The organism is Amycolatopsis balhimycina FH 1894 (assembly GCF_000384295.1).
Taxonomy (GTDB): Bacteria; Actinomycetota; Actinomycetes; order Mycobacteriales; family Pseudonocardiaceae; genus Amycolatopsis; species Amycolatopsis balhimycina.
The window spans coordinates 7,374,371-7,400,088 of the sequence record NZ_KB913037.1 but is presented as its reverse complement, the minus strand read 5'-3'; the positions used below and the strand labels follow the sequence as shown (position 1 = coordinate 7,400,088).

Here is a 25,718-nt window from a genome sequence, read left to right as displayed (position 1 = left end):
CCGTCGGGCCCGGTGCGCGCGAATACCACGTTCGAGCACGGGAGGTTTGTCGTGGCCAAGAACACGGCTGTGCAGGTGCTGGATGATCTGACCGGCGAGCCCGCGGGAGAGACCGTCGGGTTCGGCCTGGATGGCATCGACTACGACATCGACCTCTCCTTCGCCAACGCCGAGGCGTTGCGCGGATTCCTGCAGCGGTACGCCGACGCCGGCCGTCGCACCGGCGGCCGCAAGAACCGCCCGCGGCTCGTCCCGGGCGCGAAGCTGCCACGAGCCAAGGCGACGGCGAAGACGGCGAAGCCGGTCGCCGGCCGCGCGGCCGCGAAGAAGGCCGAGCCCGTCAGAACCCCGGCGCCGAAGCCCGCCGCGAAGGCCAAGGCCACCACGGCGAAGGAGACCCCGGCCAAGGCCACTCGCGCGAAGGCCACGGCGAAGGCGGAGCCCGCGAAGACCACCCGGGTCCGCAAGGTGGCGGAACCGAAGAAGGCCACCCCCGCGTCCACGCGCAAGGTGCCCACCGTCACGTTCTCCGCGGCCGAGTAGGTCCACACCGGACAGAGGTGCCAGGAGGGGCACCTTCATGGCTTTTGACGCCATGAAGGTGCCCCTCATGGCGTACGGGGTCAGGCCGCGCGCTGGGCGCCGTCCGCGTGCCAGGAGGGGTAGCGGTAGCGGGTGTGCAGCAACGCCCGCTGCCGCGCCAGTTCCGCCGCCGACGGCGGCCTCGGCACCAGCGTCCCGAGCAGCTGCGACGCCGCCGCCCGCACCGCCGCCTCGACCGCCGGGAAGCCGGGCCGCAGGCCGTGCTCGGCCAGTGACGCCACCGGGCTGCGGTGGGAGTCGAGCGGCCGCGGGTCCGGCGGCGCGCTCGTCAGGTAGCGGCCGACGAGCCCGGCGGACGTCTCGACCAGCAGCGTCGAGTGGGCCAGCAGCCCGGTCTTCGTGCGGAACACGGCGAAACCACACAGCTTGGCGTCGCCGACGAACAACCCGCGGTCGCCGATCCGCGGCACCAGCCCGAGCTGGTCGACGGCGGCGCTCATCACCTGGCCGAGCGCTTCCAGGGGCCGGTCGGCCGGACCGGGCAAGACCAAAGTCACGTTCAGGTTGCCCGGGTCGTGGAACACCGTGCCGCCGCCGCTGGCCCGGCGCAGCACCGGGACGCGGTCGCGGGCGCACTCGTCGACGCGCACCTCGCGCGCGATCCGCTGCCCGCGGCCCACCACGACACACACGGGGTTGCGCCAGAGCCACAGCACCGGTGACCCGGGCGCGACCCGGAGGAGTGCTTCGTCGAACGCCAGGTTTTCGGCCGGGTCCGTGAACGCGGCACGGACGTCCGACCCCGTCGTCATAGCGCTTTGAGTTCCTCCACGATCTCGCCCACCGACGACTTGGCGTCCCCGAAGAGCATGCTGGTCTTCGGATCGTAGAACAGGTCGTTGTCGATGCCGGCGAACCCGGAGCTCATCCCGCGTTTCAAGACGATCACGGACCGGCTTTCGTTGACCTTGAGGATCGGCATCCCGTAGATCGGTGAGCTCGGGTCGGTCTGCGCGGCCGGGTTCGTGACGTCGTTCGCGCCGATCACCAGCGCGACGTCGGTCTGGGCGAACTCGGAGTTGATCTCGTCCATCTCCTTGAGCTGCTCGTACGGCACGTCGGCCTCGGCGAGCAGCACGTTCATGTGCCCCGGCATCCGGCCGGCCACCGGGTGGATCGCGTAGGCGACCGTGATGCCCTTCTTCTCCAGCAGCTTCGCCATCTCGCGGACGGTGTGCTGCGCCTGCGCCACGGCCATCCCGTACCCGGGCACGACGACGACCTTGCTGGCGTAAGCCATCTGGATCGCGGTGTCGGCCGCGCTCGTCGAACGCACCGGCCGGGCTTCCTTCGTCCCGCCACCGGCCGCTACCGGGGGTCCGCCGCCGAAGCCGCCCGCGACGATCGCCGGGATGGACCGGTTCATCGCCTTGGCCATCAGGTTGGTCAGGATCGAACCGGACGCGCCGACGATCATGCCGGCCACGATCAGCGCGGTGTTGTCCAGCGCCAGGCCCATCGCCGCGGCCGAGAGCCCGGTGAAGGCGTTGAGCAGCGAGATGACCACCGGCATGTCCGCGCCGCCGATCGGCAGGACGACGGTGAGGCCGAGGATGCCCGCCGCGACGAGCAGCCCGATGATCAGCAGCTCGTTGCCGCCGCCGGCGATGATGACGACGGCACACACGACCGCGATCAGCAGGAGCAGCGCGTTGACCGGCTGCTGCAGCTTGCCCATGGTGACCGGGCGGCCGCTGATCAGCTCCTGCAGCTTGCCGAACGCGACGTTCGAGCCCCAGAACGAGATCGACCCGATGATCGCGGCGAACAGCGACGCGATCGCGATGTAGGCAGGTTCGTGCGCGTAACCGTCGGTGGAGTTGAACTCGACCCACGCGATGAGCGCGACCGCGCCGCCGCCGACGCCGTTGAACAGCGCCACCATCTGCGGCATCGCGGTCATCTTGACCTTGCGCGCCGACGGGACGCCGACGAGCGCGCCGATCGCGACGCCGAGGACGATGAGCAGCCAGTTGCCCATGCCCGGGGTCAGCAGGGTGGCGATGACGGCGACGCCCATGCCGACCGCGGCGATCCAGTTGCCGCGGACCGCGGTGCGCGGACCGGTCAGGCCCATCAGGCCGTAGATGAAGAGGGCGAACGCGACGATGTAGAGGATCGCGACGAAGTCGGTCACTTCTCGTCCTCCTCACCGGGAGCGGGTTTCTTGGCCTTGAACATCGACAGCATCCGGTCGGTGACGAGGAACCCGCCCACGACGTTGATCGTGCCGAAGGCGATGGCGATCACCAGCAGGATCTTGTTGAACACGCCGTCGACGCCGAGGCCGAGCACGACCAGGCCGCCGAGCAGCACGATGCCGTGGATGGCGTTGGTGCCGGACATCAGCGGCGTGTGCAGGGTGTTGGGCACCTTCGAGATGACGGCGAAGCCGACGAACCCGGCGAGTACCAGCACCGCGAGGTTCTGCACGAGCGGGCTCACGCGACACTCCCTTCGCGCCCGGCCACGCAGGCACCGGCGACGATCTCGTCCTCGAAGTTCAGCTCCAGCGCGCCTTCCTTCGTCACCAGGAGCTCCAGCAGCTCGGTGACGTTGCGGGCGTACAGCTCGCTGGCGTGCGAAGGCATGTCGGCGGGCAGGTTCAGCGGGGCGGAGATGGTGACGTCGTGCTCCACGACGTCCTCCCCCGGTTTGGTCAGCTCGCAGTTGCCGCCGGTCTCGCCGGCCAGGTCGACGACGACCGAGCCGGGTGGCATGCCCTTGACCGCGTCCGCGGTGACCAGCGTCGGCGCCTTGCGGCCCGGCACCAGCGCGGTAGTGATCACGACGTCGAACTTCGTGATGGCTTCGGTGAGCCGCCGCTGCTGTTCCTCGCGCTCCTCGGCCGTCAGCTCGCGGGCGTACCCGCCTTCGCCGACCGCCTCGATGCCGAGGTCGAGGAACTGCGCGCCGAGTGACTTGACCTGCTCGCCGACCTCGGGCCGGACGTCGTAGCCGGTGGTCTGCGCGCCGAGCCGTTTCGCCGTGGCCAGCGCCTGCAGCCCGGCGACGCCGGCCCCGAGCACCAGCACCTTCGCCGGCGGAACCGTGCCGGCCGCGGTGGTGAGCATCGGGAAGAACCGCGGGAGCTTCTGCGCGGCGAGCAACACCGCGCGGTAGCCGCCGATGCTGGCCTGCGACGACAGCGCGTCCATCGCCTGCGCCCGGGAGATCCGCGGGACCGCCTCCATCGCGAAGGCGCGTAAGCCCGCTTCTTCGAGCTTCGCGAGCCCTTCCGGGTTGCCACGGGGATCGAGGAAGCCGACGAGCACGGTGCCCCGGCTCAGCTTCGCGATTTCCCCGGGCGTGGGCGGGTTGACCTTGACGACGATCGGCGCGCCCCACGCGTCGCCGAGTTCGGCGCCCGCCTGGGTGTACACGTCGTCACTCAGGTACGCCCCGGCCCCGGCGCCCGGCTCGACGACGACGCGCAGCCCGCGCTGCACGAGCCGCCCGACCAGTTTGGGCACCATGGCCACCCGCCGCTCCCCAGGGCGTGATTCGGCCACCACACCCACGGTGAGCTGCTGACTCTGTTCGCTGTCCGCCACACGACCTCCTCATCGGCGAGGCACGATCCGAGGGTTGTACCACGCCGGACCGACAGTCCCCAGTGACGTGGGTCGCAAGTCCCGCCGGTTTGCCGGAAGATACGAGCGCCGAGGAGGAAACGTTCAGCTCGATTTCCAGTGCGGGACGCCGAGCAGGACCAGACGCAGCCGTTTTTCCGCCGTTCCGGTGATTTTCCCGTCTTCACCAGGGCGGGCTTCCAGCAGTTCGACAATCGTCGTGAGCATCACGGAAACGATCAAGTCGGCCAGCATGTGCAGGTCTTCGGTGCTCCACTCGCGCAGCTTCGGGAACCGGGCGAGGTCGATGGCGAGGTCGCCGGAGAACAGGCGCAGTTCGACGCCGATCGCCTGGGCGAGCGGGCCGCCGGCGTACCGCTCGCGGGTCAGGAACCGGAAATGGTCCTCGTGCACCCGGACGAATTGGTGCAGCGTCGTCACCGACGCGCTGATCATCCCCTGGTAGGTGTCCGGATCCGTGCGGGCGGAGCGGATCATGCCGCGCAGCGTGCGCGTCGCCTCTTCGACGAGGGCGACGCCCAGGTCCTCCATCGAGGCGAAGTGCCGGTAGAAGGCCGTCGGGACGATGCCGGCGCCTTTCGCGACCTCGCGCAGGGAAAGCGTGGCGAACGGGCGGTCGGCCAGGAGTTCGAGGGCCGTGTCCAGCAACGTCTGCCGGGTGCGCAGTTTGCGCTCTTGGCGGCTCACCGGCGTCAGTGGTTCGGACACGGGTTCCAGCGTACGGATGTCCACCGCGTTGCTCACGTCACATCCTCGGGGTCTCGCGTTGACAGGACGTCTACTCCTGCAGTGCACTATTGAGTGTACAAGCGTTCACTGTAATCGAGGAGGTCCCCGATGACGGCGCTCATCCCCCGGCGGGTGCGCGGCCTCGCCTCGCTGGCCGAGGCACTGCTGACGCCGCACGGGATGGACCGGTACCTGGAGCTCGTCGACCCGATGCTGGTCCGCCGCGAGATCCGCGGGCTGGTCACGGCGGTGCGCAAGCAGACGCCCGACAGCGTCACGCTCACCGTGAAGCCCAGCCGCGCGTGGCCCGGCTTCACGGCCGGCCAGTACGTCCGCCTGCAGGTGGAGATCGACGGCGTGCGGCGCACGCGCTGCTACTCGCCGTGCGGTTCGCAGTACGACGGCGAGCTGGAGTTCACGATCAAGGAGCAGGGCCTGGTCTCCGGGCACCTGAACCGCGCGATCGGCGTCGGCTCGGTCGTCAATCTGTCCACTCCGGACGGCGGGTTCACGGTGCCCGCCACCCGGCCGGATCGTGTGCTGCTGGTCAGCGGCGGCAGCGGCGTCACGCCGGTGCTCGCCATGGCGCGCACCCTGGTCGCGGAGGGCCACCCGGGCGAGATCGTGTTCCTGCACTACTCGAACGGCCCGGCCGACGCGCTGTACCGCACCGAGCTGGCCGAGCTCGCCGCCCGGCACCCCGGGCTGCGGGTGGTGCACGCGTACACCCACTCGAAGGGCGGCGACCTCACCGGGTTCTTCGCGCCGGAGCACTTGGAGCGGGTCGCGCCGTGGTACCGCGACGCTGAAGCGTTCGTCTGCGGCCCGAAGCCGCTGATGGACGCCGTGCGGGAACAGCTGGGTGAACGCGTGCACACCGAAGAGTTCACGCCGCCGGCGCTGACCTTCGACACGGCGAACGCCGAAGGCCAGGTCCGCTTCAAGCGCAGCGGCCGCGAGTGCGCGAACTCGGGGAAGCCGTTGCTGGAGCAGGCCGAGGAAGCCGGGCTGTCGCCGGAGCACGGCTGCCGGATGGGCATCTGCTTCTCCTGCACGCAGCTGAAGACCGCGGGGCGCGTCCGCAACGCGAAGACGGGCGAGATCTCCGGCGAAGAAGACGAAGAAATCCAGCTCTGCATCTCCGTCCCGGTCGGGGACGTCGAGATCGACGCTTAGGGAGTTTCACCATGACCGGTCTGCAGGACCGCCTGACCCCGGAACAGGTCGAGGAATTCGGCCGCGAGCTCGACGCGCTGCGGCAGCGGATCGTCGACGACCTGGGCCAGGAAGACGTCGACTACATCCACGACATCATCAAGAAGCAGCGCGGCCTGGAGGTCGCCGGGCGGGCGTTGCTGTTCGCCGGGTTCTTCCCGCCGGCCTGGCTCGCCGGCGTCGGCGCGCTGTCGCTGGCCAAGATCCTCGACAACATGGAGATCGGCCACAACGTCATGCACGGCCAGTACGACTGGACGCGCGACCCGGCGCTGAGCTCGCAGCGCTTCGAGTGGGACACCGTGGCGCCGGCGGAGAACTGGCGGCACTCCCACAACTACATCCACCACACGTACACGAACATCCTCGACAAGGACCGCGACGTCGGTTACGGCATCCTGCGGATGGACGACGCCCAGAAGTGGCACCCGTACTACCTCGGCAACCCGGTGTACGCGACGCTGCTGGCGCTCTTCTTCCAGTGGGGCGTCATGCTGCACGACCTCGAGATCGAGAACGTCGTCAAGGGCGAGCGCACGTGGGCCGAGAACGCGCCGGTGCTGCGTCGCATCCTGCGGAAGGCGGGACGGCAGATCGGCAAGGACTACGTCCTGTTCCCGCTGCTGACCGGGCCGCTGGCACCGCTGACGTTCCTCGGCAACGCGACCGCGAACCTGACCCGCAACCTGTGGGCGTTCGCGATCATCTTCTGCGGCCACTTCCCGGCCGACGTCGAGAGTTTCACGGAGGACGAGACCGCGGAAGAGACGCGCGGTCAGTGGTACCTGCGCCAGATCCTCGGTTCGGCGAACATCAGCGGCAGCCCGCTGTTCCACATCATGAGCGGGAACCTGTCGCACCAGATCGAGCACCACCTGTTCCCGGACATCCCGGCGCGCCGCTACCCGCAGATCGCCGGCGAGGTGCGCGCGATCTGCGAGAAGTACGGCCTGCCGTACCACACGGGCCCGCTGCACAAGCAGCTCTGGTCGGTGGCGAAGAAGATCGTCAAGCTGGCTCTCCCGCAGAGTTCGCCCGCGCCGACTACCGTGGAACCCGACCGGCAGCTCCGAGCAGCGTGAGGGTGACATGGTGGGTCAGTTCGAACGGGAGAAGGACACCCTGCAGGTGATCACCGAATCGGCCGCGACGCACGTCGGCAACATCGCGAGCATCATCACCGGGGCGATCCGCGACATCGCCCGCGAGACGGGTGACTGGCTCACCGACGTGATCGAGATGCGCGAAGCCGCGCAAAAGGCCCGGGACGACGACCCGGACACTCTCTGATCCGGGGGCGGGGCGGACCACGGTCCATCCCGCCCCTCCGGATGTCACCAGGGGACGACACCCTCGTGGAAGACGGGGGGGGGCGCCCCCGCGGGCCCGTCGCCGAAAACAAGCCGGCGCACTCCACGCGGCATTCGCGAAGCACGGCGGCTTCCCCGATCCGCAGTAGGGGGAAAACCGGATGGGCGCGCCCGCCGAACCCGGCGAGACTGGAGCGGTGACCAGCCTCGACCTGCCGCCTCCCCACCCGCTGCGCCGCGTGTTCGGCCCGCTCGCCACGCGGGACTTCTTCGCCGAGTACCTCTGGCTCTGGCTCTCCGCGCCGCTGACCGTGTTCGCCCTGATCAGCTTCCTGGTCGTGCTCGCCATCGGCGTCTGGCTGACGCCGGTCCTGCTCGGGTTCCTGGTCCTCGCGGGCGCCGTCTTCTACGCCCGCGGCCTCGGCGCCGCGCACCGGCGGCTCGCTCGAGGGCTGCTCGGCGTGAGCGTGCCCGTCCCGGGCCGTCCCCAGCTCAAGCCCGGGCTGTGGAGCTGGGTCAAAGCCCGCGTCGGCGATGCGGCGGGCTGGCGCGCGGCCGGTTACCTGCTGCTGCGTCTCCCGCTCAGCCTCGCCGGGTTGTTCACGGTCTTCACCGCGACGCTCTACGGCTTTGCCGCGACGACCTACTCGTTCTTCTGGTACCCGCTGGGCGAACGGCAGCTGCCGGTCTTCGACATCCACGCCGAGAGCTGGCTGGGCGCGCTCGCCTCGTCCGCGTCCGGGCTGCTGGTCCTCGTCGCCCTGCCGTGGGCGGTCCACGCCTTCACCGCGCTCGACCGGCTGCTGATCGTCGGCCTGCTCGGCGAGCGCGTGCTGTCCGAACGCGTCCGCGACCTCGAGGCGAGCCGCGCGACGGCGGTCGAGGACGCCGCCCTGCGCTTGCGGCGCATCGAACGCGACCTGCACGACGGCGCCCAGGCCCAGCTCGTGGCGCTCGCGATGAAACTCGGCCTGGCCAAGGACGAGCTGGCGGACGTCGACCTTCCCGAGGTCGAACAGCTGGTCACCGCCGCGCACGCCAACGCGAAGCAGGCACTGACCGAGCTGCGCGACCTCGCCCGCGGTATCCACCCGGCCGCTCTGGACGCCGGTCTCGACGTCGCCCTCGCCACGCTGGTCGCGACGTCGGGGATCGACGCGCGGGTCACCGTCGACCTGCCGCGCCGCCCGCCGCCGTCACTGGAGACGATCGTCTACTTCAGCGCCGCCGAGCTGCTCACGAACGCCGCGAAGCACGGCGGGACGACCCTGGTCGAAGTCGCCGAAGAGCGGGACGTCCTGTGGCTGCGGGTCCGCGACAACGGCCGAGGTGGCGCGCGGATCGTGCCGGGCGGCGGGCTGGCCGGCGTCGCCGAACGGCTGCGGACGGTCGACGGTGAGTTGGCCGTCACGAGCCCGCGGGGCGGTCCGACCGAAGTGACCGCGCGGGTGCCGCTGCCCCGCTAGGGTCGCCTCATGCGGATCGTCATCGCGGAGGACTCCACCATCCTGCGCCAGGGCCTCTTCGAGCTGCTGACTTTCCGCGGCCATGAGGTCGTCGCCGCGGTGAAGGACGCCGACGCGCTGCGAGCCGCGGTCGACGACCACACCCCCGACGTGTCCATTGTGGACATCCGGATGCCGCCGACCCACACCGACGAGGGCCTGCGGGCGGCGATCGCGCTCCGCCGCGAGCTTCCGGGCTGCGCGATCCTGCTGTTCTCCCAGTACGTCGAGACGAAGTACGCGGCCCAGCTGCTGGCCGGCCGCGCGGGCGGCGTCGGGTACCTCCTGAAGGACCGCGTCGCCGAGGTGTCGGACTTCCTCGACGCGCTGCGCCGGGTAGCGGACGGCGAAACGGTGCTCGACCCCGAGGTCGTCCGCCAGCTGTTCTCGGCCACGCGCCGGACCGACGCACTCGGCGGGCTGACTCCGCGCGAGCGCGAAGTGCTGGGCCTGATGGCGGAAGGCCGGTCGAACTCCGCCGTCGCCGCGAAGCTGTTCCTGTCCGCCGGTTCGGTCGAGAAGTACGTGTCGTCGATCTTCGGCAAGCTCGGCCTGCCACCGTCCGAAGGGGACAATCGCCGGGTGCTGGCGGTGTTGCGCTACCTGGACTCCTGAGCCCGTGGCTCCCTAGGCTGGGGCACATGTACTCCACCGAGATCGAGGTCCGCACCGGCTCCGGAGCCGTCGTCCACGACCTCACCCACGAGGCCGAAGCGTTCCTGCGCCACGCCGACGCGGCCGACGGGCTGCTGCACGTCTGGGTCCCGCACGCCACCGCCGGCCTGGCGATCCTCGAGACCGGCGCCGGCAGCGACGAGGACCTGCTGACCGCGCTCGACGAGCTGCTCCCCCGCGACGGCCGCTGGCGGCACCGGCACGGGAGCCCGGGTCACGGCCGTGACCACGTGCTCCCGGCGCTGGTGCCGCCCTACGCGACGATCCCGGTGCTCGGCGGCGTGCTGGCGCTGGGTACCTGGCAGTCGATCTGCCTAGTGGACACCAACCTCGACAACCCGGTCCGCAAGGTGCGGTTCAGCCTCCTGGCGGGCTGAGGCACCCGGCCACAGCGTCACCAGCAGGCCCGCGGCCAGGAGGGCGCCGAGCACCCAGAGCCCGGTCGTGACGTCGGGCGCGCCCGGCACGCCCTGCAGCAGGCTGCGCAGGCCTTCCGTGGCGAAGCGGAACGGCGTCCACGACCACAGCAGCGCGCGATAGGCCGGGTTCAGCAGCTCCGGCACCTGCCCGGCCACCGCGGGCGCGACCAGGTACAGCGGGCCGAGGACGGCCATCGCACGCAGGCCGAGCAGGCGCAGCAGCCCGGCTTGCAGGGCCGCGAACGCCGTCGCGGCGAGGAAGACGAACCCGAGGACGCCGGCGTCCAGCGGCAGCGCGGAGTCCCACAGCGCGAAGAACCCGGCCACCACCGCCGTGACGAGCACGCCGATGCCGATGACCTGCAGGAACCGTTCGCCGGCGCCGACCGTGCGGCCGGTGCGCTTGGCGAGCTGCGGCAGCGCCAGGCCCGCGACGAGCGCGCCGATCCAGGCCAGGGCGCTCGCGGCCAGGGGCGCGACCCGGCCGGCGAGGCTCACCGGGTGCAGCACCTCCTGCTTGGGCGCGCCGGCGAGCGCGGACGCGGCGCCGGTCAGCGCCTGCTGCGCGACCTGGGTGCCCGCCGGGTTGACCGCGCCCGACGTCACGACCGTCGCGGACGGTCCCGGCGCGAGTTCGAGCACGCCGTAGACCTTCTTGTCCTCCAGCAGTTTCCGCGCTTCGGCCGGGGTCGTGACGGTCCAGGCGAGCTGGCCGCCGCCGTGCGCGGCCAGGCGCTGGGCGATCTCCGGCGGCCCGGCGACGGCGACCGGGACGCCGTCCGGCGCGACGGTGGCCTGCGCGCCGAAGGTGAGGAATCCGAGCACCACCGCCACCAGCGCGCCGGCCAGGGCGGCGACCAGGGCGAGCACCCCGGCGGGGCGCCGGGCAGGACTGGTCATGAGAGCCTCCAGTTATTCGTCGCTTGTTGAATTCATGCCCAAGGTACGACTCGGCTCCCAGAAAGTCAACGCTTGTTGAATAAGACCCCCGGTAACCTCGATCCCGTGACGAAGACGCGCCTGGTGCTCTGGGACATCGACCACACGCTGGTGGACTTCACCGAACTGGGCTCCGCCTGGTACTCGGCCGCGTTCACCGCCGCGACCGGGGAAACCCTGCGCGTGCACCCGGTTTTCGGCGGCCGCACGGAGCTGGCCACGACGACCGACCTGCTCACCGCGAACGGCCTGGAGGCCGCGCGGGAGACGATCGACGCGCTGTTCAAAGCCCTGGTGGCGGAGTCGGAACGGGCGGCACACCGCTTCCCGGCCGAGGCCCGCGTGCTGCCGGGCGCGGCCGAAGCGCTGACCGCGTTCGCCGGGCACGACGGCGTCGTCCAGACGCTCGTCACCGGCAACCTCCCGGAGATCTCGCGGCACAAGCTCGCGGCGTTCGGCCTGCACGAGTACCTGGACCTGGAGATCGGCGGCTACGGCACGCTCTCGGTGCACCGCCCGGACCTGGTCCCCCACGCGGTGGAGCTGGCGTCGGCCAAGCACGGCACGGAGTTCGACGCCGCCGCGGTGGTCGTCATCGGCGACACCCCGAACGACGTCAAGGCGGCGCTGGACAACGGCGCGGTCTCCGTCGCGGTGGCCACCGGCCACTTCTCCGCCGACGAGCTGCGGGCGGCGGGGGCGCACATCGTGCTGCCGGACCTGGCCGACACCGACGCCGTCCGGGCCGCCGTCCTCGGCTGAGCACATCCTCCTTGGGAGGGGGATGACCCTCAGTCGAAAGGACGATTCCCCTAGGGGAAATCTCGTTCTGGTGCCCGATGTTGCCTCGGACGGGAACTCGCAAGACTCTTCCCATGACCGAAACAGCGCCGGCGGTCGAGCCCGCCGCAGGGGGACGCGTCCGCGGCACCGTCGCGGTGCTCAGGCAGCGGCTGCCGTTCACCAGCAGCGTCACGCTCGCCATGCTCGTGCTGGCTGTCGCGAGTGGAGCGCTCTGGAACGCGGCCGAAGACCGGGCGGCTTACCCGTTCGTCGCCTACGGGCTGCCGTCGCTGGAGGCGGGCCGGTGGTGGACCATGCTCACCGGGCCGTTCTTCGCCGTCATCCCGTGGTACTACCTCCCGATGGTCGGCAGCTTCGCGCTCTGCGCCGGCTTCGCCGAGTGGCAGCTGGGGACGCGGCGCGCGATGGCGGTGACCATCGGCGGCCAGTTCGCCTCGGTGCTCGTCGCGGTCCAGTTCCTCGCGCTGAGCCGCAACTCCGGCTGGCTGTGGGCCGAGCGGGTCGCGGGCAGCCTCGACGTCGGGTTCTCCGGCGGCGCGCTCGCCGCGGTGGCGGTCGCCAGCGCGACGCTGCGGCCGCCGTGGGCGCTGCGGCTGCGCGCCGGGCTGTGCGTGTACGCCGGAGTCGCGATCGTCTACGTCGGCACCCTGGCCGACCTCGTGCACTTCTTCGCGCTGCTGCTGGCGATCCCGCTCGGGCGGCGTCTGGTGGGGACGCGGCGGGCGACCGACACGGCGGGCCCGAACCTGCGGGAGTGGCGGCTGCTGACCGTCGCCGGCCTGCTGCTGCTCACCATCGCCGAGATCGTGATGTACCTGGTGCCCGGCGACGGCCCGTTCGGCTCGACCGAAGGCGTTTCGCTCTCGGGGCCGGAGCTGGCGATCCTGGTCCTGCTGGTGGTGCCGATGCTCAACGGGCTGCGCAAGGGCGGCCGCGTCGCGTGGCGCTGGGCCGTCGCGCTGTCGGCTTTCGTGACGCTGCAAGGGCTCGCCGTCGCCACGGTCATCGGGCTGGCCGACGTGTTCGGCGGAGACTACGACACCGCGGGCCTTCCGCTGTTCTTCGTGGACAATCTCCTGTGGACGGTCGAGCTGGTCGTCCTGATCGCCGCGCGGCACGCCTTCCGCGTGCCGTCGCGACGCCGGCTGCGGCGCCACGCGCAGGGTCCGGGGCCGGCGCTGGCCCGCACCTTGCTGGACCGCCACGGCGGCAGCACGCTGTCGTGGATGACGACCTGGCCGCGCAACACCTACTTCGTCCGCGAAGACGGCCGTTCGTACCTCGCCTACCGGCGGCACGCGGGGGTCGCGGTCGCCCTCGGCGACCCGATCGCGCCGGACGGCACGGCGGCTGCCACCGTCACCGAATTCACCGTGATGTGCGAGAACTCCGGCCTGGTGCCGTGCGTGTTCTCGGCGACCGAGGCCACCGTCGCGGCGACAGGCGAGCTGGGCTGGCAGCACGTCCAGGTGGCCGAGGACAACGTGCTCGACCTCGACGGCCTGGAGTTCCGCGGCAAGGCGTGGCAGGACGTCCGGTCGGCGCTGAACAAGGCCGCCAAACAGGAGATCGACTTCCGGCTGGTTCGCTTGGCCGACCAGCCGGAACCCATCCTCGCCCAGGTCCGGGCGCTGTCGGAGGAGTGGATGTCCGGCAAGGCGATGCCGGAGATGGGGTTCACCCTCGGCGGTCTCGACGAGGCGATGGACCCGGCCACCCGGGTCGGCCTGGCGGTCGACGCGGAGGGCACGGTCCACGGCGTGACGTCGTGGCTGCCGGTGTACACGGGCGCGGGCAAGGTCGGCGGCTGGACACTGGACGTCATGCGCCGCAGCGCGCACGGTTTCCGCCCGGTGATGGAGTTCCTGATCGCGTCGGCGTGCCTGGCGTTCCGCGAGGAGGGCGCGCGGTTCGTGTCGCTGTCGGGCGCCCCGCTGGCGCGCAGCGACTCCGATGCCCCGGCGCGTTCGGTGGACCGGGTGCTGGAGTCGCTGGGCCGGGTCATGGAGCCGTACTACGGTTTCCGGTCGCTGCACGCGTTCAAGGCGAAGTTCCAGCCGCGGCACGTCCCGCTGTACCTGGCTTTCCGCGACGAAGCCGACCTTCCGCGCATCGGGCTGGCGCTGAGCCGGGCGTACCTGCCCGACGTCCGGCTGCGGCAGCTGGCGAAGCTGGTCAGTAGCTCTCGGGCACGCTGATCGACTGGGGGAACCAGATCTTTCGACGCTTGATAACGTTCGCTTCTTTCTCGATGAGGGTGCCGTCCGCCAACCGAAGCCAGTGGCAGTTCCGAGAGTCGGTGAAGGCAAGCATGACTCCCGGAAATGCACTCATCCCACGCCAGCCTGGGCGAACCGGCATCCGCCACTTGCCTGGCGGAAGCGTGGCGTACAGGAACTCGTCCGGCTCAATGTCTTCGTGTCGGTGTATGTACGAGCCGTGCATCGGCAAGCCCTTGATGATGTCGAACGACACCACGACATGGTTGATCGCTTCCGAATTCGAATTGGAAACGATCATGAACACGTCGACTTCCGACCCATCGGGAAGGTAGGTATTGGGTTCGGCGTTCTCGATCCAGGCGGTGACCTTCGCGGCCTGTTCCTGCCGCTCGCGCTGTTCGCGTTTCGTCCGGTCCGCCCGCGCGACCCGCCCGTCCCGGATGGCGATCCACAGGGCGACGACGACGGCGCCGATCGTGCCGATGCCCCCGACCCACTGGCCGGAGGCACCCCACCAGTTGGGATCCCGCGGCTGGACGAGCCAGATCCACAGCCGTGCCAGCAAAGGTCCGAACAGGAGCACGAACCCCGCGACGGCCAGCACCCCGAACGCTCCGATCCGGATCCGCCCGAGCCGTCTGTCCGCATCCCCGCTCATGGGGTCACAGCCTGCCGAAGTCCGGCGGTCAGCGGTAGGTCGTCGGCGGCGGAGTGGTCGTGCTGCGGTCCTTCGCCGGGACGAACCGGTAGCTCCGCACGATCCGCACCAGGTCGTCCCGCACCGAAGGCCCGCCGCGGTCGCTGTCCGCGTACGCCACCACCACGCCGGACGTACCCGAATCACCACCGAAAGCCATCGCCGCCACCAGCGCGTGCCGGGCCACGCACTCCCCCGTCTCCGCCGGTGTCACCTCGGCGACCACGACCCTGGCGGGGGTCGCGGTGCCGTCGGCCTTCGTGACCTGCGCGTCCGTACCCGGGCCCACCTGCGGTGTCCCGCCATACGCGCCCGCCGCCACATCCGTCGCGGCCTTGCGCGCCGCCGCGTCCGGGTCGGCCAAGGGCTCCGTCGTGACGCCCGCGCCGCCGAGGTCCTTGGTGCTGCAGAAATTCCTGCCCAGGAACGCGCTCGTGATCAGCCTGATCCCGTGCTCGTCCCAGCCGTGCTGCGTGCCCGGGGCCGGTGCCCAGTTCGGCGGGACGTCGTAGGCGTACGCGCCGTCGCGACCCGCCACGGACTGCCAGCCCGCGACCGCGGGAGGGACCGTCACCCGCGGCGAAGGCGTCACCACCGGCGTCGAAGGCGGCGGCGAAGAGGACGCCGGGTGCGGCCTGCCGACGCCCAGCGCGTTGAGCACACCGGCGACCAGGGCGATGAATGCCAGCCCGAACCACGGCGCCCGCCGCCACTTCAGCGGCTTCGGTCTCGGGCTGATCCGCTTCGGCCGGGCGCGCGGCGCGTCCGCGGGTTCGTAACCGCCGAACCCGCGAAGCGCCGCGTTGTCCTCGTACCCCGGCTTTGCGTCTTCGCGGCGCCGGGAGAACCGGCCCATCAGGACCGGACGAGCTTGACCAGGTGCTCGACGATGGCGTCGACCGCGATCTCCTCGCGCTCGCCGGTTCGCCGGTCCTTGACCTCGACGACGCCGTTGGCCAGGCCGCGCCCGACCACCAGGATGGTCGGGACGCCGACCAGCTCGGCGTCGGCGAACTTGACGCCGGGCGACGCCTTGCGGTCGTCGAGGATGACCTCGATGCCCGCCGCGTCCAGGTCGGCGGCGATCTTCTCGGCGCCGGCCGCGACCGCCTCGTCCTTGCCCGCGATGACGATGTGCACGTCGAACGGCGAAACGACGCGCGGCCAGATCAGCCCCAGGTCGTCGTGGTTCTGCTCGGCGAGCACGCCGACCAGCCGCGAGACGCCGACGCCGTAGGAGCCCATCGTGATCCTGATCGGCTTCGAGTCGGGGCCGAGCGCGTCGACCTCGAACGCGTCGGTGTACTTGCGGCCGAGCTGGAAGATGTGCCCGATCTCGATGCCGCGCGCGGCGACGAGGGTGCCGTGCCCGTCCGGCGACGCGTCGCCCTCGCGGACCTCGGCGGCCTCGATGGTGCCGTCCGGGATGAAGTCGCGGCCGGCGAGGAGGTCGACGACGTGGTGGTCGACCTTGTCGGCGCCGGTGACCCAGGCGGTGCCGGGGGCGATCCGGGGGTCGGCGAGGTAGCGCACGCCGTTGTCCTGCAGCGCCTTCGGGCCGATGTAGCCCTTGACCAGGAACGGGTTCTTCGCGAAGTCGGCCTCGTCGAGCAGCGCGACCTCGGCGGGCTCCAGGGACGCTTCGAGGCGCTTCATGTCCACTTCGCGGTCACCCGGGACCGCGACGCAGACCAGGTCCCACTCCTTCGCGCCCGGCTGACGCGTCTTGAGCATGACGTTCTTCAGCGTGTCCGCCGCCGTGAACGTGCGGCCCAGGCCGGCGGTGTTGAGGAAGTTGACCAGGGTTTCGATGGTCGGCGTGTTCGGCGTGTGGTGTACCTGCGCGTCGGGGCGGCCCTCGACGGGCTGCGCGGCCGGCGCGGGCGTGACGACGGCTTCGACGTTCGCCGCGTAGCCCGACTCGGTGCTGCGGACGTAGGTGTCCTCACCCGTCTCGGCGACCGCGAGGAACTCTTCGGACGCCGAGCCGCCCATGGCGCCCGACGTCGCCTTCACGACGACGTATTCGAGGCCGAGCCGGTCGAACAGCTTCACGTAGGCGTCGCGGTGGGCCTGGTAGGAGCGCGCCAGGCCGTCGTCGTCGAGGTCGAAGGAGTAGGAGTCCTTCATGACGAACTCGCGGCCGCGCAGGATGCCGGCGCGGGGGCGCGCCTCGTCGCGGTACTTCGTCTGGATCTGGTACAGCGTGACCGGGTAGTCGCGGTAGGAGTTGTACTCGCCCTTCACGGTGAGCGCGAACAGCTCCTCGTGCGTCGGGCCGAGGAGGTAGTCGGCGCCCTTGCGGTCCTTCAGGCGGAAGAGGCCGTCGCCGTACTCCGTCCAGCGGCCGGTGGCCTCGTAGGGCTCCCTCGGCAGCAGCGCGGGGAACTGGATCTCCTGCGCGCCGATGGCGTTCATCTCCTCGCGCACGACGGCCTCGATGCGGCGCAGGACCCGCAGGCCCAGCGGCAGCCACGAGTACCCGCCCGGGGCGACCCGGCGGACATAGCCGGCGCGTACCAGGAGCCGGTGGCTCGGTACCTCGGCGTCCGCCGGGTCCTCGCGCAACGTGCGAAGGAACAACGACGAAGTCCTGGTGATCACTGCGGGGCTCCCTGCGCCGGGCGGGTGTGAAAGTCCCGCTCAGGGTAGTCAATCGCCGCGCCGTGACTCCAACGGGTTATTCGTGGCCCGTTTTTGTCGGTGGTGCCCGCTAGCTTCGGGGGCATGGCGATCCGCATGGGCATGATCACGATCGACTGCGCCGACCCGCAGGGGCTGGCGGAGTTCTGGACAGCAGCGCTGGGCACGAAGGTGGCGAACGACTACGGCGAGTTCGTGATGCTCGCGGCTCCGGAGGGCGGGCTCCCGCTGGGGCTGCAGCGCGTCCCGGAGCCCCGGGCGGGCAAGAACCGCGTCCACGTCGACTTCGGCGGCGACGATCGCGGGGCGGAGGTGAAACGGCTGGTCGGACTGGGGGCCAAGGAGGTGGCCGAGCACCAGGTGCCGGGGCTGGCGTGGACGGTGCTGACCGATCCGGAGGGGAACGAGTTCTGCGTGTCGGCGCGGGAGGGCTGAGCACCCGGACCATTGCCTGACCGCCACCAAGGCTCGACGCACCTGGTCGTCGACCTGCCGGGCTGCTACGCGGGTAGAAAGGCGGCATGAGCGCTCGCGTACTGCTGCCGTGGACCGACATCGACGTGCCGGAGGGGCTGGAGGCCGCCTACTACGACGGCGTCAAGCCCCCGCCGGCCGGCCTCGGCGGAGTCGAGTTCTACGTGCTGCCGTACGACCGAGGGCCGGAACCGCCGAAGCTGATCGACCAGCTGCCGTCGCTGCGGGCGGTGCAGTCGCTGTCCGCCGGGGTCGAGGCCCTCGTGCCGCTGCTGCCGGCGGGCGTGCGGCTGGCGAACGGGCGCGGGTTGCACGACCTGAGCGTCGCCGAGCACGCCCTCGCGCTGATCCACGCGTCGCAGCGGGACCTGCCCCGCTGGTTCGCGCAGCAGTCGAGGGGTGAATGGGCGCGCGAGCACACGCGGTCGCTCGCCGACAGCCGGGTGCTCCTGGTCGGGTACGGCTCGATCGGGCAGGCGATCGAACGCCAGCTCGTCGCCGCGGAAGCGCTGGTCACGAGGGTGGCGAGCCGTCCCCGCCCGGAGGAGGACGTCCACGGCGTCGCCGAGCTGCGCGAGCTGCTGCCCGAAGCCGACATCCTGGTGCTGATCCTGCCGGACAACCCCGCGACCCGAGGGCTGATCGGCCCGGCCGAGCTGGCCGCCCTCCCCGACGACGCCCTGGTGGTCAACGTCGGCCGCGGCACGGCGATCGACACGGACGCTCTCGTCGCCGAGACCCGCACCGGACGGCTGCGCGCGGGTCTCGACGTGATGGACCCGGAACCCCTGCCCGCCAACCATCCACTGTGGACAGTCCCGGGCGTGATCATCACCCCGCACATCGCGGGCGGGTCGGCGTCGTTCTACCCGCGCGCGAAGAAACTCGCGACGGAGCAGCTGCGGAGGTACGCGAAGGGTGAGGAGCTGCTCAACCTCGTGGTGAACTGACGGCGGCGGCCGCGCTCCGGGCCCGGGTGTCCCGGATCCCGGCGGCTCGATCAAGCTTCACCTCGGCACACTCCGGCTGGCCGCTGTCGCTCGGCTTGCGCCGGACCGTGTCCCTTACGCCGAGGCCTCCCGGGCTATCGCGCGACCTCCCGAAGCAGGGCCCGGGTGTCGTCTTCACTCAACGCTTTGCCGGCCAAGACCTGAGCCTGACGCCGGTAGCCGCGGACAACATCCGCGTCGTTGAGGAACGCGGTGGCATGGGAGCTTTCCAAGTGCACGATGGCCGGTAGAGTGCCGAACTCGTAGACCACGAAAGGGCCGACAAGCCCGGGGTGATAGCCAATGTTCCGCGGCACTATTCGCAACGAGACATTGCGCAGCCCGGCCATCTCGATCAGATGGTCGATCTGGTCGGACATGATGTCGACGCTGCCGATCTGCTCACGGATCGCCATTTCGCCGAGGAATGCGGTCAGCCGGACCGGCTCGGGCTTCACCAGGATCCGCTGGCGGTCCAATCGCGCCACCAACATGGCATCCGCCTGCTCCAGGCCGATTTCGACATTGCTCAGCACGTCGCGGGCATAGTCCGGCGTCTGCAGGATTCCCGGCAGAATCGCGAGCGACCACATCGTGATGCGGGTGGCGGTGCGCTCGTACTCGACGATGCCGCTCAGCGCGGGCGGCAGATCCGACGGGTTCGAGTCCAGCCAGTTGTCGTCCCTGGCGTGCCTGGCCAGGCGCATCATGCGGTCGTAGGTCGCGTCGTCGACCCGCAGCGCGCCGAGCAGCCGGGCCACGTCTTCCGGGCCGGGAACCCGTTGTCCCTTTTCCCACGCCGACAACAACTGCGGCAGAATGCGCACCATCCGGGCGAGTTCGCGAAGTCCTTCACCTCTCGCCACACGCACTTCGCGCAACGAAGCGGCCAGTGCTCGCGAACCGGGGGAAGCGGAAGTCGGCTTCATGACGTGATGGTACGAAGGCCGTCCATTCCCCGATCGGCGGTGGGGCGTCCCAATTTCAGGACAGCACGTACACGTGCCATTCGTCGTCGACGCGATAACCGCACCGTTCGTAAACACCCAGGGCCCGGTGCGCATTGTCGACGTCGACGTTGAGGGCCGACCGGTCGAATCCGGCGTCCTTCGCCGCCCGGAGCGTGTGCCCCAGCAGCCCCGACGCGACGCCGCGGCCGCGCAGCGCCTCCCGCGTTCCCACCCAGCTGGCGTAGTGCTCGCGGATGCCCGTCGCCTCGGCTTCGGACTCGTAGAAGTGGCTCAGCACGAACGCGAGGACTTTGTCGCCGTCGAGGACGAGGAACGACACGTCCGGCCGGAAGTCCTTCGAGCCGGTGACCAGGTGGCGCCAGGCGCCGGGCTGGTAGATCGTGCTGCCCCAGTGGCCGGCGAAGGTGTCGTTGCGGGCGTCGAGCACCGCGAGGTCGTACTTGAAGTCGAAGGGCACCGCTTCGAAGCCGTCCGGCAGCGGGGGCTGCGGCGGCAGGTCGGCGAGGCCGACGCGCATGGTCACCATCGTCCGGTCGTGCGTGTAGCCCGCGCCGCCGAGGACGCCGGCGATCCAGCGCTCGTTCTGGTGGAGGCCGTGGTGCAGTTCGAGCGGCGCGCCCGGGAAGGTGCGCTCGTGGACCTCGCGGCTCGTGCGCGCGAACCACTCGACGAGGTGAGTGCCGACGGCGTCGTCCCGGTGCTCCGGGTGCACGATCGACTGGAGCCGGATCATGTGCACCGGCTCGGCGGCGTCGCGGCGGCGGACCAGGCCGTAGCCGATGAGCCGGTCGCCCGCGAAGGCGCCGACGGTGGCGCGGGCCAGGTCGATGTTGGGACCTTCGAGCTCTTCACGGAGGTCGTCCGCGCTGAAGTGCTCACCCGTCCGGTCGACTTCCTCGGCCGCCGCGTACAGCCGGGTGAGGGCGGGGACGTCGCCGAGGGTCAGCGGGCGCCAGGTCAGGTCCATGCGGGGAGGCTAGGCCGGACGGCGGCGTCCCCGCACCCCGATTTACGCTCGGGGCGTGCTGGTGCTCCTCCCCCCTTCCGAGACCAAGGCCGACGGCGGCCGCGGCGGCCCGCTCGACCTGGGCGCGCTGTCGTTCCCCGAGCTGAACCCGACCCGGGCGAAGCTCGCCGACGCGCTGGTTGCACTGGCGGCCGACGTCCCGGCCGGCATCGCGGCCCTGGGCCTCACCGAGCGGCAGGCGGGGGAGGTGACGCGCAACGCTCAGCTGTGGTCGTCACCGACGATGCCGGCACTGCGCCGCTACACCGGCGTCCTCTACGACGCGCTCGACGTCCAGAGCTTCACGAAGGCCGGCCTGGAGAAGGCCCACCGGCGGCTGGCGGTGACGTCATCACTGTTCGGCGTGGTCTCGGCAACCGACCCGATCCCGGCGTACCGGCTTTCGGGCGGCAATTCGCTGCCCGCGCTCGGGACGGTCCGAGGCCTGTGGAAGCCGGTCCTCGAGCCGGTGCTGCAGGCGGTCGAGGGCCTGGTGGTGGACCTGCGTTCGGGCACGTACTCGGCATTCGCCAAGCTCCGCCCGGACGCGGTGACGGTCCGGGTGGTGACGGAGAACGCCCGCGGCGAGCGCGTGACGGTCAGCCACTTCAACAAGGCGTACAAAGGCCGCCTGGCCCACGTACTGGCGGCGACACGCGCCGAGCCGTCCACTGTGGACCAGCTGGTGAAGGTGATCACGAAAGCGGGCCTCACGGTCGAACGCACCGGCGAGCACGCACTGGAACTGGTCACCGAGGGCTGACAAACCCTGCGAAGCGCAGCCCCCGCCCTTCCCGGGGGGCGTCCCCAGGTCCAGTCTATCGGCCCTGACCTGCAAAAACGGGTCGTCGGGAAATCTGTGGACAACTCCGGTCCCGGCCGGGCCGGGACCAGCGGCCGGGCCGGCCGGAGCGGGGGCCTGTGGACAACGGATTTGACATCCGGCTCAAAACCGGTCCGGGGCGAACGGACTCAGGTCGAAGCCCGGATCCTCGCCCAGCGCCATCGCCGCGACGAGCTTCCCCGCGAACGGCGCGTTCGTCAGCCCGCCCGCGCCGAAGCCCGTCGACACCGCCAGGCCCGGGCGGAGCAGGCCCAGGATCGGCAACCCGTCCGGCGTGCCCGGGCGGAAGCCCACCCGCGTCTCCGTGAGGGTCGCGTCCGCGAGGCCGGGCGCCACCGTCAACGCGTTCTCCAGCACTTCACGCTGCCCCGCGACGGTGACGCGATAATCGAAGCCCGATTCCGCCTCGCGGGTCGCGCCCGCCACGACACGGCCGCCGCCGAAGGCCAGCAGGTAGTGGCTGGTGCGTGGCAGGACCACCGGCCATGCCGCCGTGTCCGTGTCCGTGTCCGGGAGGTCGAAGTGGCTGATCTGGCCGCGGTGGGGCGTCACCGGCAGGTCGATGCCCAGCGGCGCCAGCAGTTCGCGGCTCCACGCGCCGGCCGCGACGACGACGCTGTCCGCTTCCAGGGGACCGTCCGGGCTCACCACCGTGCCGTCGGCCCGGAACGCGACCTCGCCCTCCACGAACTTCGCGCCCCGGCGCTCGGCGGCGGACAACAGCGCGCGGCGCAGGAGGTGCCCGTCGACCCGGCCCGCGCCGGCCAGGTGCACCGCGCCCAGCCCGGGCGCCAGCGCCGGGAACAGCTCGCGGGCCTGCGCCGGGTCGAGCCGCCGCACCTCGCCGATCTCCGGTGCGTCCGCCGCTCGCGATGCCAGCCGTTCCTGGGCCTCGGCCAGCTCGGCGTCGTCCGCCGACACGATCATTCCGCCGACGACCTCGAACGACGAATCCGCCAGTTCGGCCGTGAACTCGCGGTAGTACCGGCCGGCGGCCGCCGCGAGCGGGTACAGCGCGTCTTCCCAGCGGGACGTCCACGGGCTGACGATGCCGGCGCCCGCCTCCGTCGCCGTTCCCGGCCGCGCCGCGTCCGCCACGACCACTTCCGCGCCGCGGGCCGCCAGGTGCCAGGCCGTCGCCGCGCCGCCGATCCCGCTTCCGATCACGAGCACTCGCATGCTTCCCACCCTGCCCGAAAATGCCGCGCCCGGGCCAACGGGATGCGCCGCGCGCGCAGCCGGCCGGCCGTATGCTGCGCGCCATGCCGAGCCGTGCCGAGCGGTATGTCGCCCATCTCGACACCCTTACCGGGACCACCGCGCCGCGATTGCAACCCATCCCGTCGACCCACGCCAGGCTCGACGACGTGATCGCGCTCGTCTACGCCGACGAACCCGAACCGCGGTACCTGACCGGCGCGACCTACGGCCTCTCCCTGGCCGACCACCCGGACTGGCACGGCGTGAAGCCGGAGCTGTGGATCAGCGTCCGGTCCGACGACCCCGTGTGGGCATTGGCGATCGGCTACCTCGCCGAGCAGCTGCGCGGCACCTGCCCGTTCGTCTACGGCGACACGATCGACTTCGGGCAGCCGATCGCGCCGGATTCCGCCATGACGGCGTTCGCCGTCTCGGCGCCCGCGGGCCTCGATGCGCACCAGTACACGCTGATCGACATCGGTGGCGCGCCGATCAGCATCGCCGGCTGCTACCCGGTGCACGACACCGAGCGGAAGTACATCCGCGAGCACGGCATCGACGCGTTCTGGCAGCTGGACTGGGACCTCTACGACGTCCGCCGCGCACCGGTGGTCTAGACACGAGGCCGCACGAGTTCACCGACAGCGGTCACGAACGCCTCGGCGTCCAGGTCGTCGTCCCAAGATGCCTGCAGCAGCAGCCCCTGGTAGATGGCGACGAGCACGCGGATCAAGGCTTCCGGCGCCACCTCCCCGAACGCCTCGAGCTGGTCGTCCACGCCCTGCCGCGCGAGGGCGCGGATCCGGGGCTCGCGGACGGTCTCGGCCCACGCCTGCATCCCGAGGTTCCGCTGCCGCGCCGCATCGGGGTCCGCGATGGCCCGCAGGAGGCCGAGGTAGGCGGCGAGGGGATCGCTCGCGGTCCCGAGGCCGGCCGACCGGGCTGTGTGCCATTCCTCGACGATCGCGAGGATCATCTCCTCCTTGCCGGTGAAGTACCGATAGATCAGCCCAGCGGAGAGACCGGACTCCTTGACGATGTCCTGCATCGACGTGCGATGGAAACCGTTGCGGGCGAAGCAGCCGGCCGCGGCGTCGAGAATCTGCCGGCGGCGGTTCGTCAGGTGCTCGGCGCTGACTTTGGGCATCTACCGGACCACCGCCCACGCGATCCGGTAGAAGCCGGCGGCGGGCTCGTCCCGGTGGTAGCGGGCGGCTGCTTCCTTCGCGGACAGGTCGCCCTCGAGGTCGAGGCCACGTTCGGCCAGGTAGCCGGGCACGTCGGCGGGGTGGAGGCCGAATGTCCACGGCTCGCCGGCCTTTTCGACCTCCCGGTGCCACGCGGTGTCCGCGCCGAGCGCTGCACGGTCGACGTAGGTGAAGATGATCCTGCTGCCCTGAGCCACAATCGTGGTCAGGTCGCGGGGGGTCGCATCGACGGCCTGCTCGGTGAGGTAGTTGGTGACGCCCTCCCAGATGACCACGGTGCGCCGGGCGGGGATGCCGTCGAGGGCCACGGCGAGGCTTTCGGAGTTCAGATCGACCGGAACGTAGTGGACGTGCGGGCGGTGGGAGATGTGCTGCCGCTTGGCCCGCTGGGTGGCCGGGTGATCGACCTCGTAAGTGGGCGGCATCCCGGGGATGCGGTGGGCACGGCTGTCGTAGCCGGCGCCGAGCAGGAGGACCTGTTCCGGTTCGGCCTCGGCGAGGAGATCGTCGATCAGCCGGGTGCGGGCGACGGCGGACGTGCGGGGGCCGCCCGGGTAGCGGTGGTCGATGAGCCGTGCGATGCCCTGGCCGAGGGGCGGCACCCTGGCGGCCAGCACGAGCCAGCGGTAGCGGGCGGACAGGAACCGGATGGCGTGTTCGTCGGCGAAGAGCCGGTCGCGGCGCCGGGTCTCGAGGGCGCGGAAGAGAGCGACGTGCTCGGCGGTGCGGCTGGCAGTGCGCATGCGGCCAGCATAGTGAATGAACGTTCGTTTTCAAGAGGTGCTCGCGCTCGTTCGCTGGTCTCGGCGGATCCGAAGGTTCAGCCGCGGTACGCGGCCGTCGCGAGCCGGGCGAACGACCGCACCAGCGGGGTGGCGGCCTTCCATGCCACCACCACGGGGTTCGGTGCCAGGTCGAGCAGCGGCACCACGACCAGCTCACCAGGCGGCCGGTGGCCGAGCGGCATCAGCCCGACCGTGCCGTTCCAGAGCACGGCCTGCAGGCATTCCTGGACCGCACGCACCACCGGCCCTTCACGGGGTTCGCCGCCGTGCCAGTAGGACTGCCAGAGCGGATCGGTGCCGTCCGGGAACCGGAACCAGCGCCGGCCGGCCAGGTCGGCCAGCTCCAGGTGGTCGCGGCCGGCCAGCGGGTCGTCGGCGCGCAGCACCGCGCCCACCGGATCGGTGCGCAGCCGGTGCACCGTCAGACCGGTCTCGTCGAACGGCCCGCGGGTCAGGGCGACGTCGACCAGCCCGGCGCGCAACCCGCACGTCGGGTCGGTCAGGTCGGCGTCGCGGACGCGGACTTCGACGTCCGGGTGCCGCCTGCGGTAGGCGTCGGCGAGCCGCGTCGCGCCCGGGTCGGCGCCGTCGCCCAGGATGCCGACGGTGAGGGTGGCCGCGCCCGCCGCCGCGGCCACGCGCACGCGCGCCCGGTCGGCCTGGTCGAGCAGCGTCCGCGCCTCGTCCAGCAGCGCCGCCCCAGCCGGGGTCAGCGTGACGCCCGCGGCGGAGCGGAGCAGCAGTTCGGCACCGACGTCGGCCTCCAGCTGCTTGATCGCCCGGCTCAGCGGCGGCTGGCTCATGTGCAGCCGCACGGCGGCCCGGCCGAAGTGGAGTTCTTCGGCGACGGCGACGAAGTACCGAAGCGTGCGCAGCTCCATGACCGG

28 protein-coding genes are annotated in these 25,718 nt (G+C 71.1%); 13 read left to right on the top strand and 15 right to left on the bottom strand.

Annotated features, from left to right (window positions below):
• The first annotated feature begins 51 nt into the window (after positions 1-51).
• Positions 52-543, top strand: a complete 492-nt coding sequence (locus A3CE_RS0134070) for an Lsr2 dimerization domain-containing protein (RefSeq protein ID WP_020644584.1) — start codon at positions 52-54, stop codon at positions 541-543.
• 80 nt (positions 544-623) lie between these two features.
• Here the strand turns inward: A3CE_RS0134070 and A3CE_RS0134065 are convergent, their stop codons facing one another.
• The 5 genes from A3CE_RS0134065 to A3CE_RS0134045 all read right to left on the bottom strand — a co-directional run bounded on the left by A3CE_RS0134065 (position 624) and on the right by A3CE_RS0134045 (position 4,940).
• Positions 624-1,355, bottom strand: coding sequence for a lipoate--protein ligase family protein (locus A3CE_RS0134065; protein ID WP_020644583.1), 732 nt, complete (start codon positions 1,353-1,355; stop codon positions 624-626).
• The gene (locus tag A3CE_RS0134060) at positions 1,352-2,740 is read right to left on the bottom strand and encodes an NAD(P)(+) transhydrogenase (Re/Si-specific) subunit beta (RefSeq protein WP_020644582.1); all 1,389 of its coding nucleotides are present in this window, start codon (positions 2,738-2,740) and stop codon (positions 1,352-1,354) included. The genes A3CE_RS0134065 and A3CE_RS0134060 overlap by 4 nt, the downstream gene beginning before the upstream one ends.
• Entirely contained in the window at positions 2,737-3,048 is a 312-nt protein-coding gene (locus A3CE_RS0134055) for an NAD(P) transhydrogenase subunit alpha part 2 (protein ID WP_020644581.1), read from the bottom strand. Before A3CE_RS0134055 ends, A3CE_RS0134060 begins: the two co-directional genes overlap by 4 nt.
• On the bottom strand, positions 3,045-4,157 hold the full coding sequence (locus A3CE_RS0134050) for a Re/Si-specific NAD(P)(+) transhydrogenase subunit alpha (RefSeq protein WP_020644580.1): 1,113 nt from the start codon (positions 4,155-4,157) through the stop codon (positions 3,045-3,047). Before A3CE_RS0134050 ends, A3CE_RS0134055 begins: the two co-directional genes overlap by 4 nt.
• A gap of 123 nt (positions 4,158-4,280) precedes the next feature.
• Positions 4,281-4,940, bottom strand: a complete 660-nt coding sequence (locus tag A3CE_RS0134045) for a TetR family transcriptional regulator (RefSeq protein ID WP_020644579.1) — start codon at positions 4,938-4,940, stop codon at positions 4,281-4,283.
• 93 nt (positions 4,941-5,033) lie between these two features.
• On the opposite strand from A3CE_RS0134045, the gene A3CE_RS0134040 reads away from it, so the two are divergent.
• The 6 genes from A3CE_RS0134040 to A3CE_RS0134015 all read left to right on the top strand — a co-directional run bounded on the left by A3CE_RS0134040 (position 5,034) and on the right by A3CE_RS0134015 (position 10,007).
• Positions 5,034-6,101, top strand: a complete 1,068-nt coding sequence (locus A3CE_RS0134040; RefSeq protein WP_020644578.1) for a ferredoxin reductase — start codon at positions 5,034-5,036, stop codon at positions 6,099-6,101.
• An 11-nt stretch (positions 6,102-6,112) separates the two neighbouring features.
• Positions 6,113-7,222, top strand: a complete 1,110-nt coding sequence (locus tag A3CE_RS0134035) for a fatty acid desaturase family protein (protein ID WP_020644577.1) — start codon at positions 6,113-6,115, stop codon at positions 7,220-7,222.
• Between the two features lie 7 nt (positions 7,223-7,229).
• The gene (locus A3CE_RS0134030; RefSeq protein WP_020644576.1) at positions 7,230-7,430 is read left to right on the top strand and encodes a hypothetical protein; all 201 of its coding nucleotides are present in this window, start codon (positions 7,230-7,232) and stop codon (positions 7,428-7,430) included.
• Between the two features lie 181 nt (positions 7,431-7,611).
• Positions 7,612-8,916 (top strand): sensor histidine kinase, encoded by a 1,305-nt coding sequence (locus A3CE_RS0134025; protein WP_020644575.1) that lies wholly within the window; start codon positions 7,612-7,614, stop codon positions 8,914-8,916.
• Between the two features lie 9 nt (positions 8,917-8,925).
• On the top strand, positions 8,926-9,570 hold the full coding sequence (locus A3CE_RS0134020) for a response regulator (protein ID WP_020644574.1): 645 nt from the start codon (positions 8,926-8,928) through the stop codon (positions 9,568-9,570).
• 26 nt (positions 9,571-9,596) lie between these two features.
• Positions 9,597-10,007 (top strand): secondary thiamine-phosphate synthase enzyme YjbQ, encoded by a 411-nt coding sequence (locus tag A3CE_RS0134015; protein WP_020644573.1) that lies wholly within the window; start codon positions 9,597-9,599, stop codon positions 10,005-10,007.
• Here the strand turns inward: A3CE_RS0134015 and A3CE_RS0134010 are convergent.
• A complete protein-coding gene (locus tag A3CE_RS0134010) occupies positions 9,945-10,949 on the bottom strand; it encodes a YhgE/Pip domain-containing protein (protein ID WP_084641877.1) in 1,005 nt (334 codons plus the stop codon). The two genes, A3CE_RS0134015 and A3CE_RS0134010, sit on opposite strands and share 63 nt — an antisense overlap.
• A gap of 105 nt (positions 10,950-11,054) precedes the next feature.
• Here A3CE_RS0134010 and A3CE_RS0134005 point away from each other — a divergent pair, with 105 nt between their 5' ends.
• Both A3CE_RS0134005 and A3CE_RS0134000 read left to right on the top strand, forming a co-directional pair.
• The gene (locus A3CE_RS0134005) at positions 11,055-11,750 is read left to right on the top strand and encodes an HAD family hydrolase (RefSeq protein WP_020644571.1); all 696 of its coding nucleotides are present in this window, start codon (positions 11,055-11,057) and stop codon (positions 11,748-11,750) included.
• A gap of 113 nt (positions 11,751-11,863) precedes the next feature.
• Positions 11,864-13,990 (top strand): bifunctional lysylphosphatidylglycerol flippase/synthetase MprF, encoded by a 2,127-nt coding sequence (locus A3CE_RS0134000; RefSeq protein ID WP_020644570.1) that lies wholly within the window; start codon positions 11,864-11,866, stop codon positions 13,988-13,990.
• Here the strand turns inward: A3CE_RS0134000 and A3CE_RS0133995 are convergent.
• From A3CE_RS0133995 to A3CE_RS0133985, 3 genes are read right to left on the bottom strand one after another with little or no spacing between them, the layout of a single operon-like run.
• Positions 13,968-14,672 (bottom strand): hypothetical protein, encoded by a 705-nt coding sequence (locus A3CE_RS0133995; protein WP_020644569.1) that lies wholly within the window; start codon positions 14,670-14,672, stop codon positions 13,968-13,970. The genes A3CE_RS0134000 and A3CE_RS0133995 overlap by 23 nt on opposite strands.
• Positions 14,673-14,700: 28 nt before the next feature.
• The gene (locus tag A3CE_RS0133990; RefSeq protein WP_020644568.1) at positions 14,701-15,567 is read right to left on the bottom strand and encodes a DUF8017 domain-containing protein; all 867 of its coding nucleotides are present in this window, start codon (positions 15,565-15,567) and stop codon (positions 14,701-14,703) included.
• On the bottom strand, positions 15,567-17,315 hold the full coding sequence (locus tag A3CE_RS0133985; RefSeq protein ID WP_020644567.1) for a proline--tRNA ligase: 1,749 nt from the start codon (positions 17,313-17,315) through the stop codon (positions 15,567-15,569). The genes A3CE_RS0133990 and A3CE_RS0133985 overlap by 1 nt, the downstream gene beginning before the upstream one ends.
• 123 nt (positions 17,316-17,438) lie before the next feature.
• Here A3CE_RS0133985 and A3CE_RS0133980 point away from each other — a divergent pair, with 123 nt between their 5' ends.
• On the top strand, positions 17,439-17,789 hold the full coding sequence (locus A3CE_RS0133980; protein ID WP_020644566.1) for a VOC family protein: 351 nt from the start codon (positions 17,439-17,441) through the stop codon (positions 17,787-17,789).
• 86 nt (positions 17,790-17,875) lie between these two features.
• Entirely contained in the window at positions 17,876-18,778 is a 903-nt protein-coding gene (locus tag A3CE_RS0133975; protein ID WP_020644565.1) for a 2-hydroxyacid dehydrogenase, read from the top strand.
• Positions 18,779-18,912: 134 nt separating this feature from the next.
• Here A3CE_RS0133975 and A3CE_RS0133970 read toward each other — a convergent pair whose 3' ends face one another.
• The gene (locus A3CE_RS0133970; RefSeq protein ID WP_125592044.1) at positions 18,913-19,746 is read right to left on the bottom strand and encodes a Scr1 family TA system antitoxin-like transcriptional regulator; all 834 of its coding nucleotides are present in this window, start codon (positions 19,744-19,746) and stop codon (positions 18,913-18,915) included.
• Between the two features lie 55 nt (positions 19,747-19,801).
• Positions 19,802-20,755 carry a GNAT family N-acetyltransferase gene (locus tag A3CE_RS0133965; protein ID WP_020644563.1) on the bottom strand — a complete coding sequence of 318 codons (954 nt, stop codon included), beginning with the start codon at positions 20,753-20,755 and terminating at the stop codon, positions 19,802-19,804.
• Positions 20,756-20,810: 55 nt separating this feature from the next.
• Here A3CE_RS0133965 and yaaA point away from each other — a divergent pair, with 55 nt between their 5' ends.
• Positions 20,811-21,557 (top strand): peroxide stress protein YaaA, encoded by a 747-nt coding sequence (yaaA, locus tag A3CE_RS0133960; RefSeq protein ID WP_020644562.1) that lies wholly within the window; start codon positions 20,811-20,813, stop codon positions 21,555-21,557.
• Positions 21,558-21,740: 183 nt separating this feature from the next.
• Here yaaA and A3CE_RS0133955 read toward each other — a convergent pair whose 3' ends face one another.
• Positions 21,741-22,817, bottom strand: a complete 1,077-nt coding sequence (locus A3CE_RS0133955; protein ID WP_026469132.1) for an NAD(P)/FAD-dependent oxidoreductase — start codon at positions 22,815-22,817, stop codon at positions 21,741-21,743.
• 83 nt (positions 22,818-22,900) lie between these two features.
• Between A3CE_RS0133955 and A3CE_RS0133950 the strand changes: the two genes are divergently transcribed.
• Positions 22,901-23,455 (top strand): suppressor of fused domain protein, encoded by a 555-nt coding sequence (locus A3CE_RS0133950; RefSeq protein ID WP_245589631.1) that lies wholly within the window; start codon positions 22,901-22,903, stop codon positions 23,453-23,455.
• Here A3CE_RS0133950 and A3CE_RS0133945 read toward each other — a convergent pair.
• The 3 genes from A3CE_RS0133945 to A3CE_RS0133935 form a co-directional block, all read right to left on the bottom strand.
• Positions 23,452-23,985: a TetR/AcrR family transcriptional regulator gene (locus A3CE_RS0133945; RefSeq protein WP_020644559.1), complete on the bottom strand. Its 534-nt coding sequence runs from the start codon at positions 23,983-23,985 to the stop codon at positions 23,452-23,454. The genes A3CE_RS0133950 and A3CE_RS0133945 overlap by 4 nt on opposite strands.
• On the bottom strand, positions 23,986-24,789 hold the full coding sequence (locus A3CE_RS0133940) for a class I SAM-dependent methyltransferase (RefSeq protein WP_020644558.1): 804 nt from the start codon (positions 24,787-24,789) through the stop codon (positions 23,986-23,988).
• 77 nt (positions 24,790-24,866) lie between these two features.
• Positions 24,867-25,712 carry a LysR family transcriptional regulator gene (locus A3CE_RS0133935; protein WP_020644557.1) on the bottom strand — a complete coding sequence of 282 codons (846 nt, stop codon included), beginning with the start codon at positions 25,710-25,712 and terminating at the stop codon, positions 24,867-24,869.
• Positions 25,713-25,718: the final 6 nt, after the last annotated feature.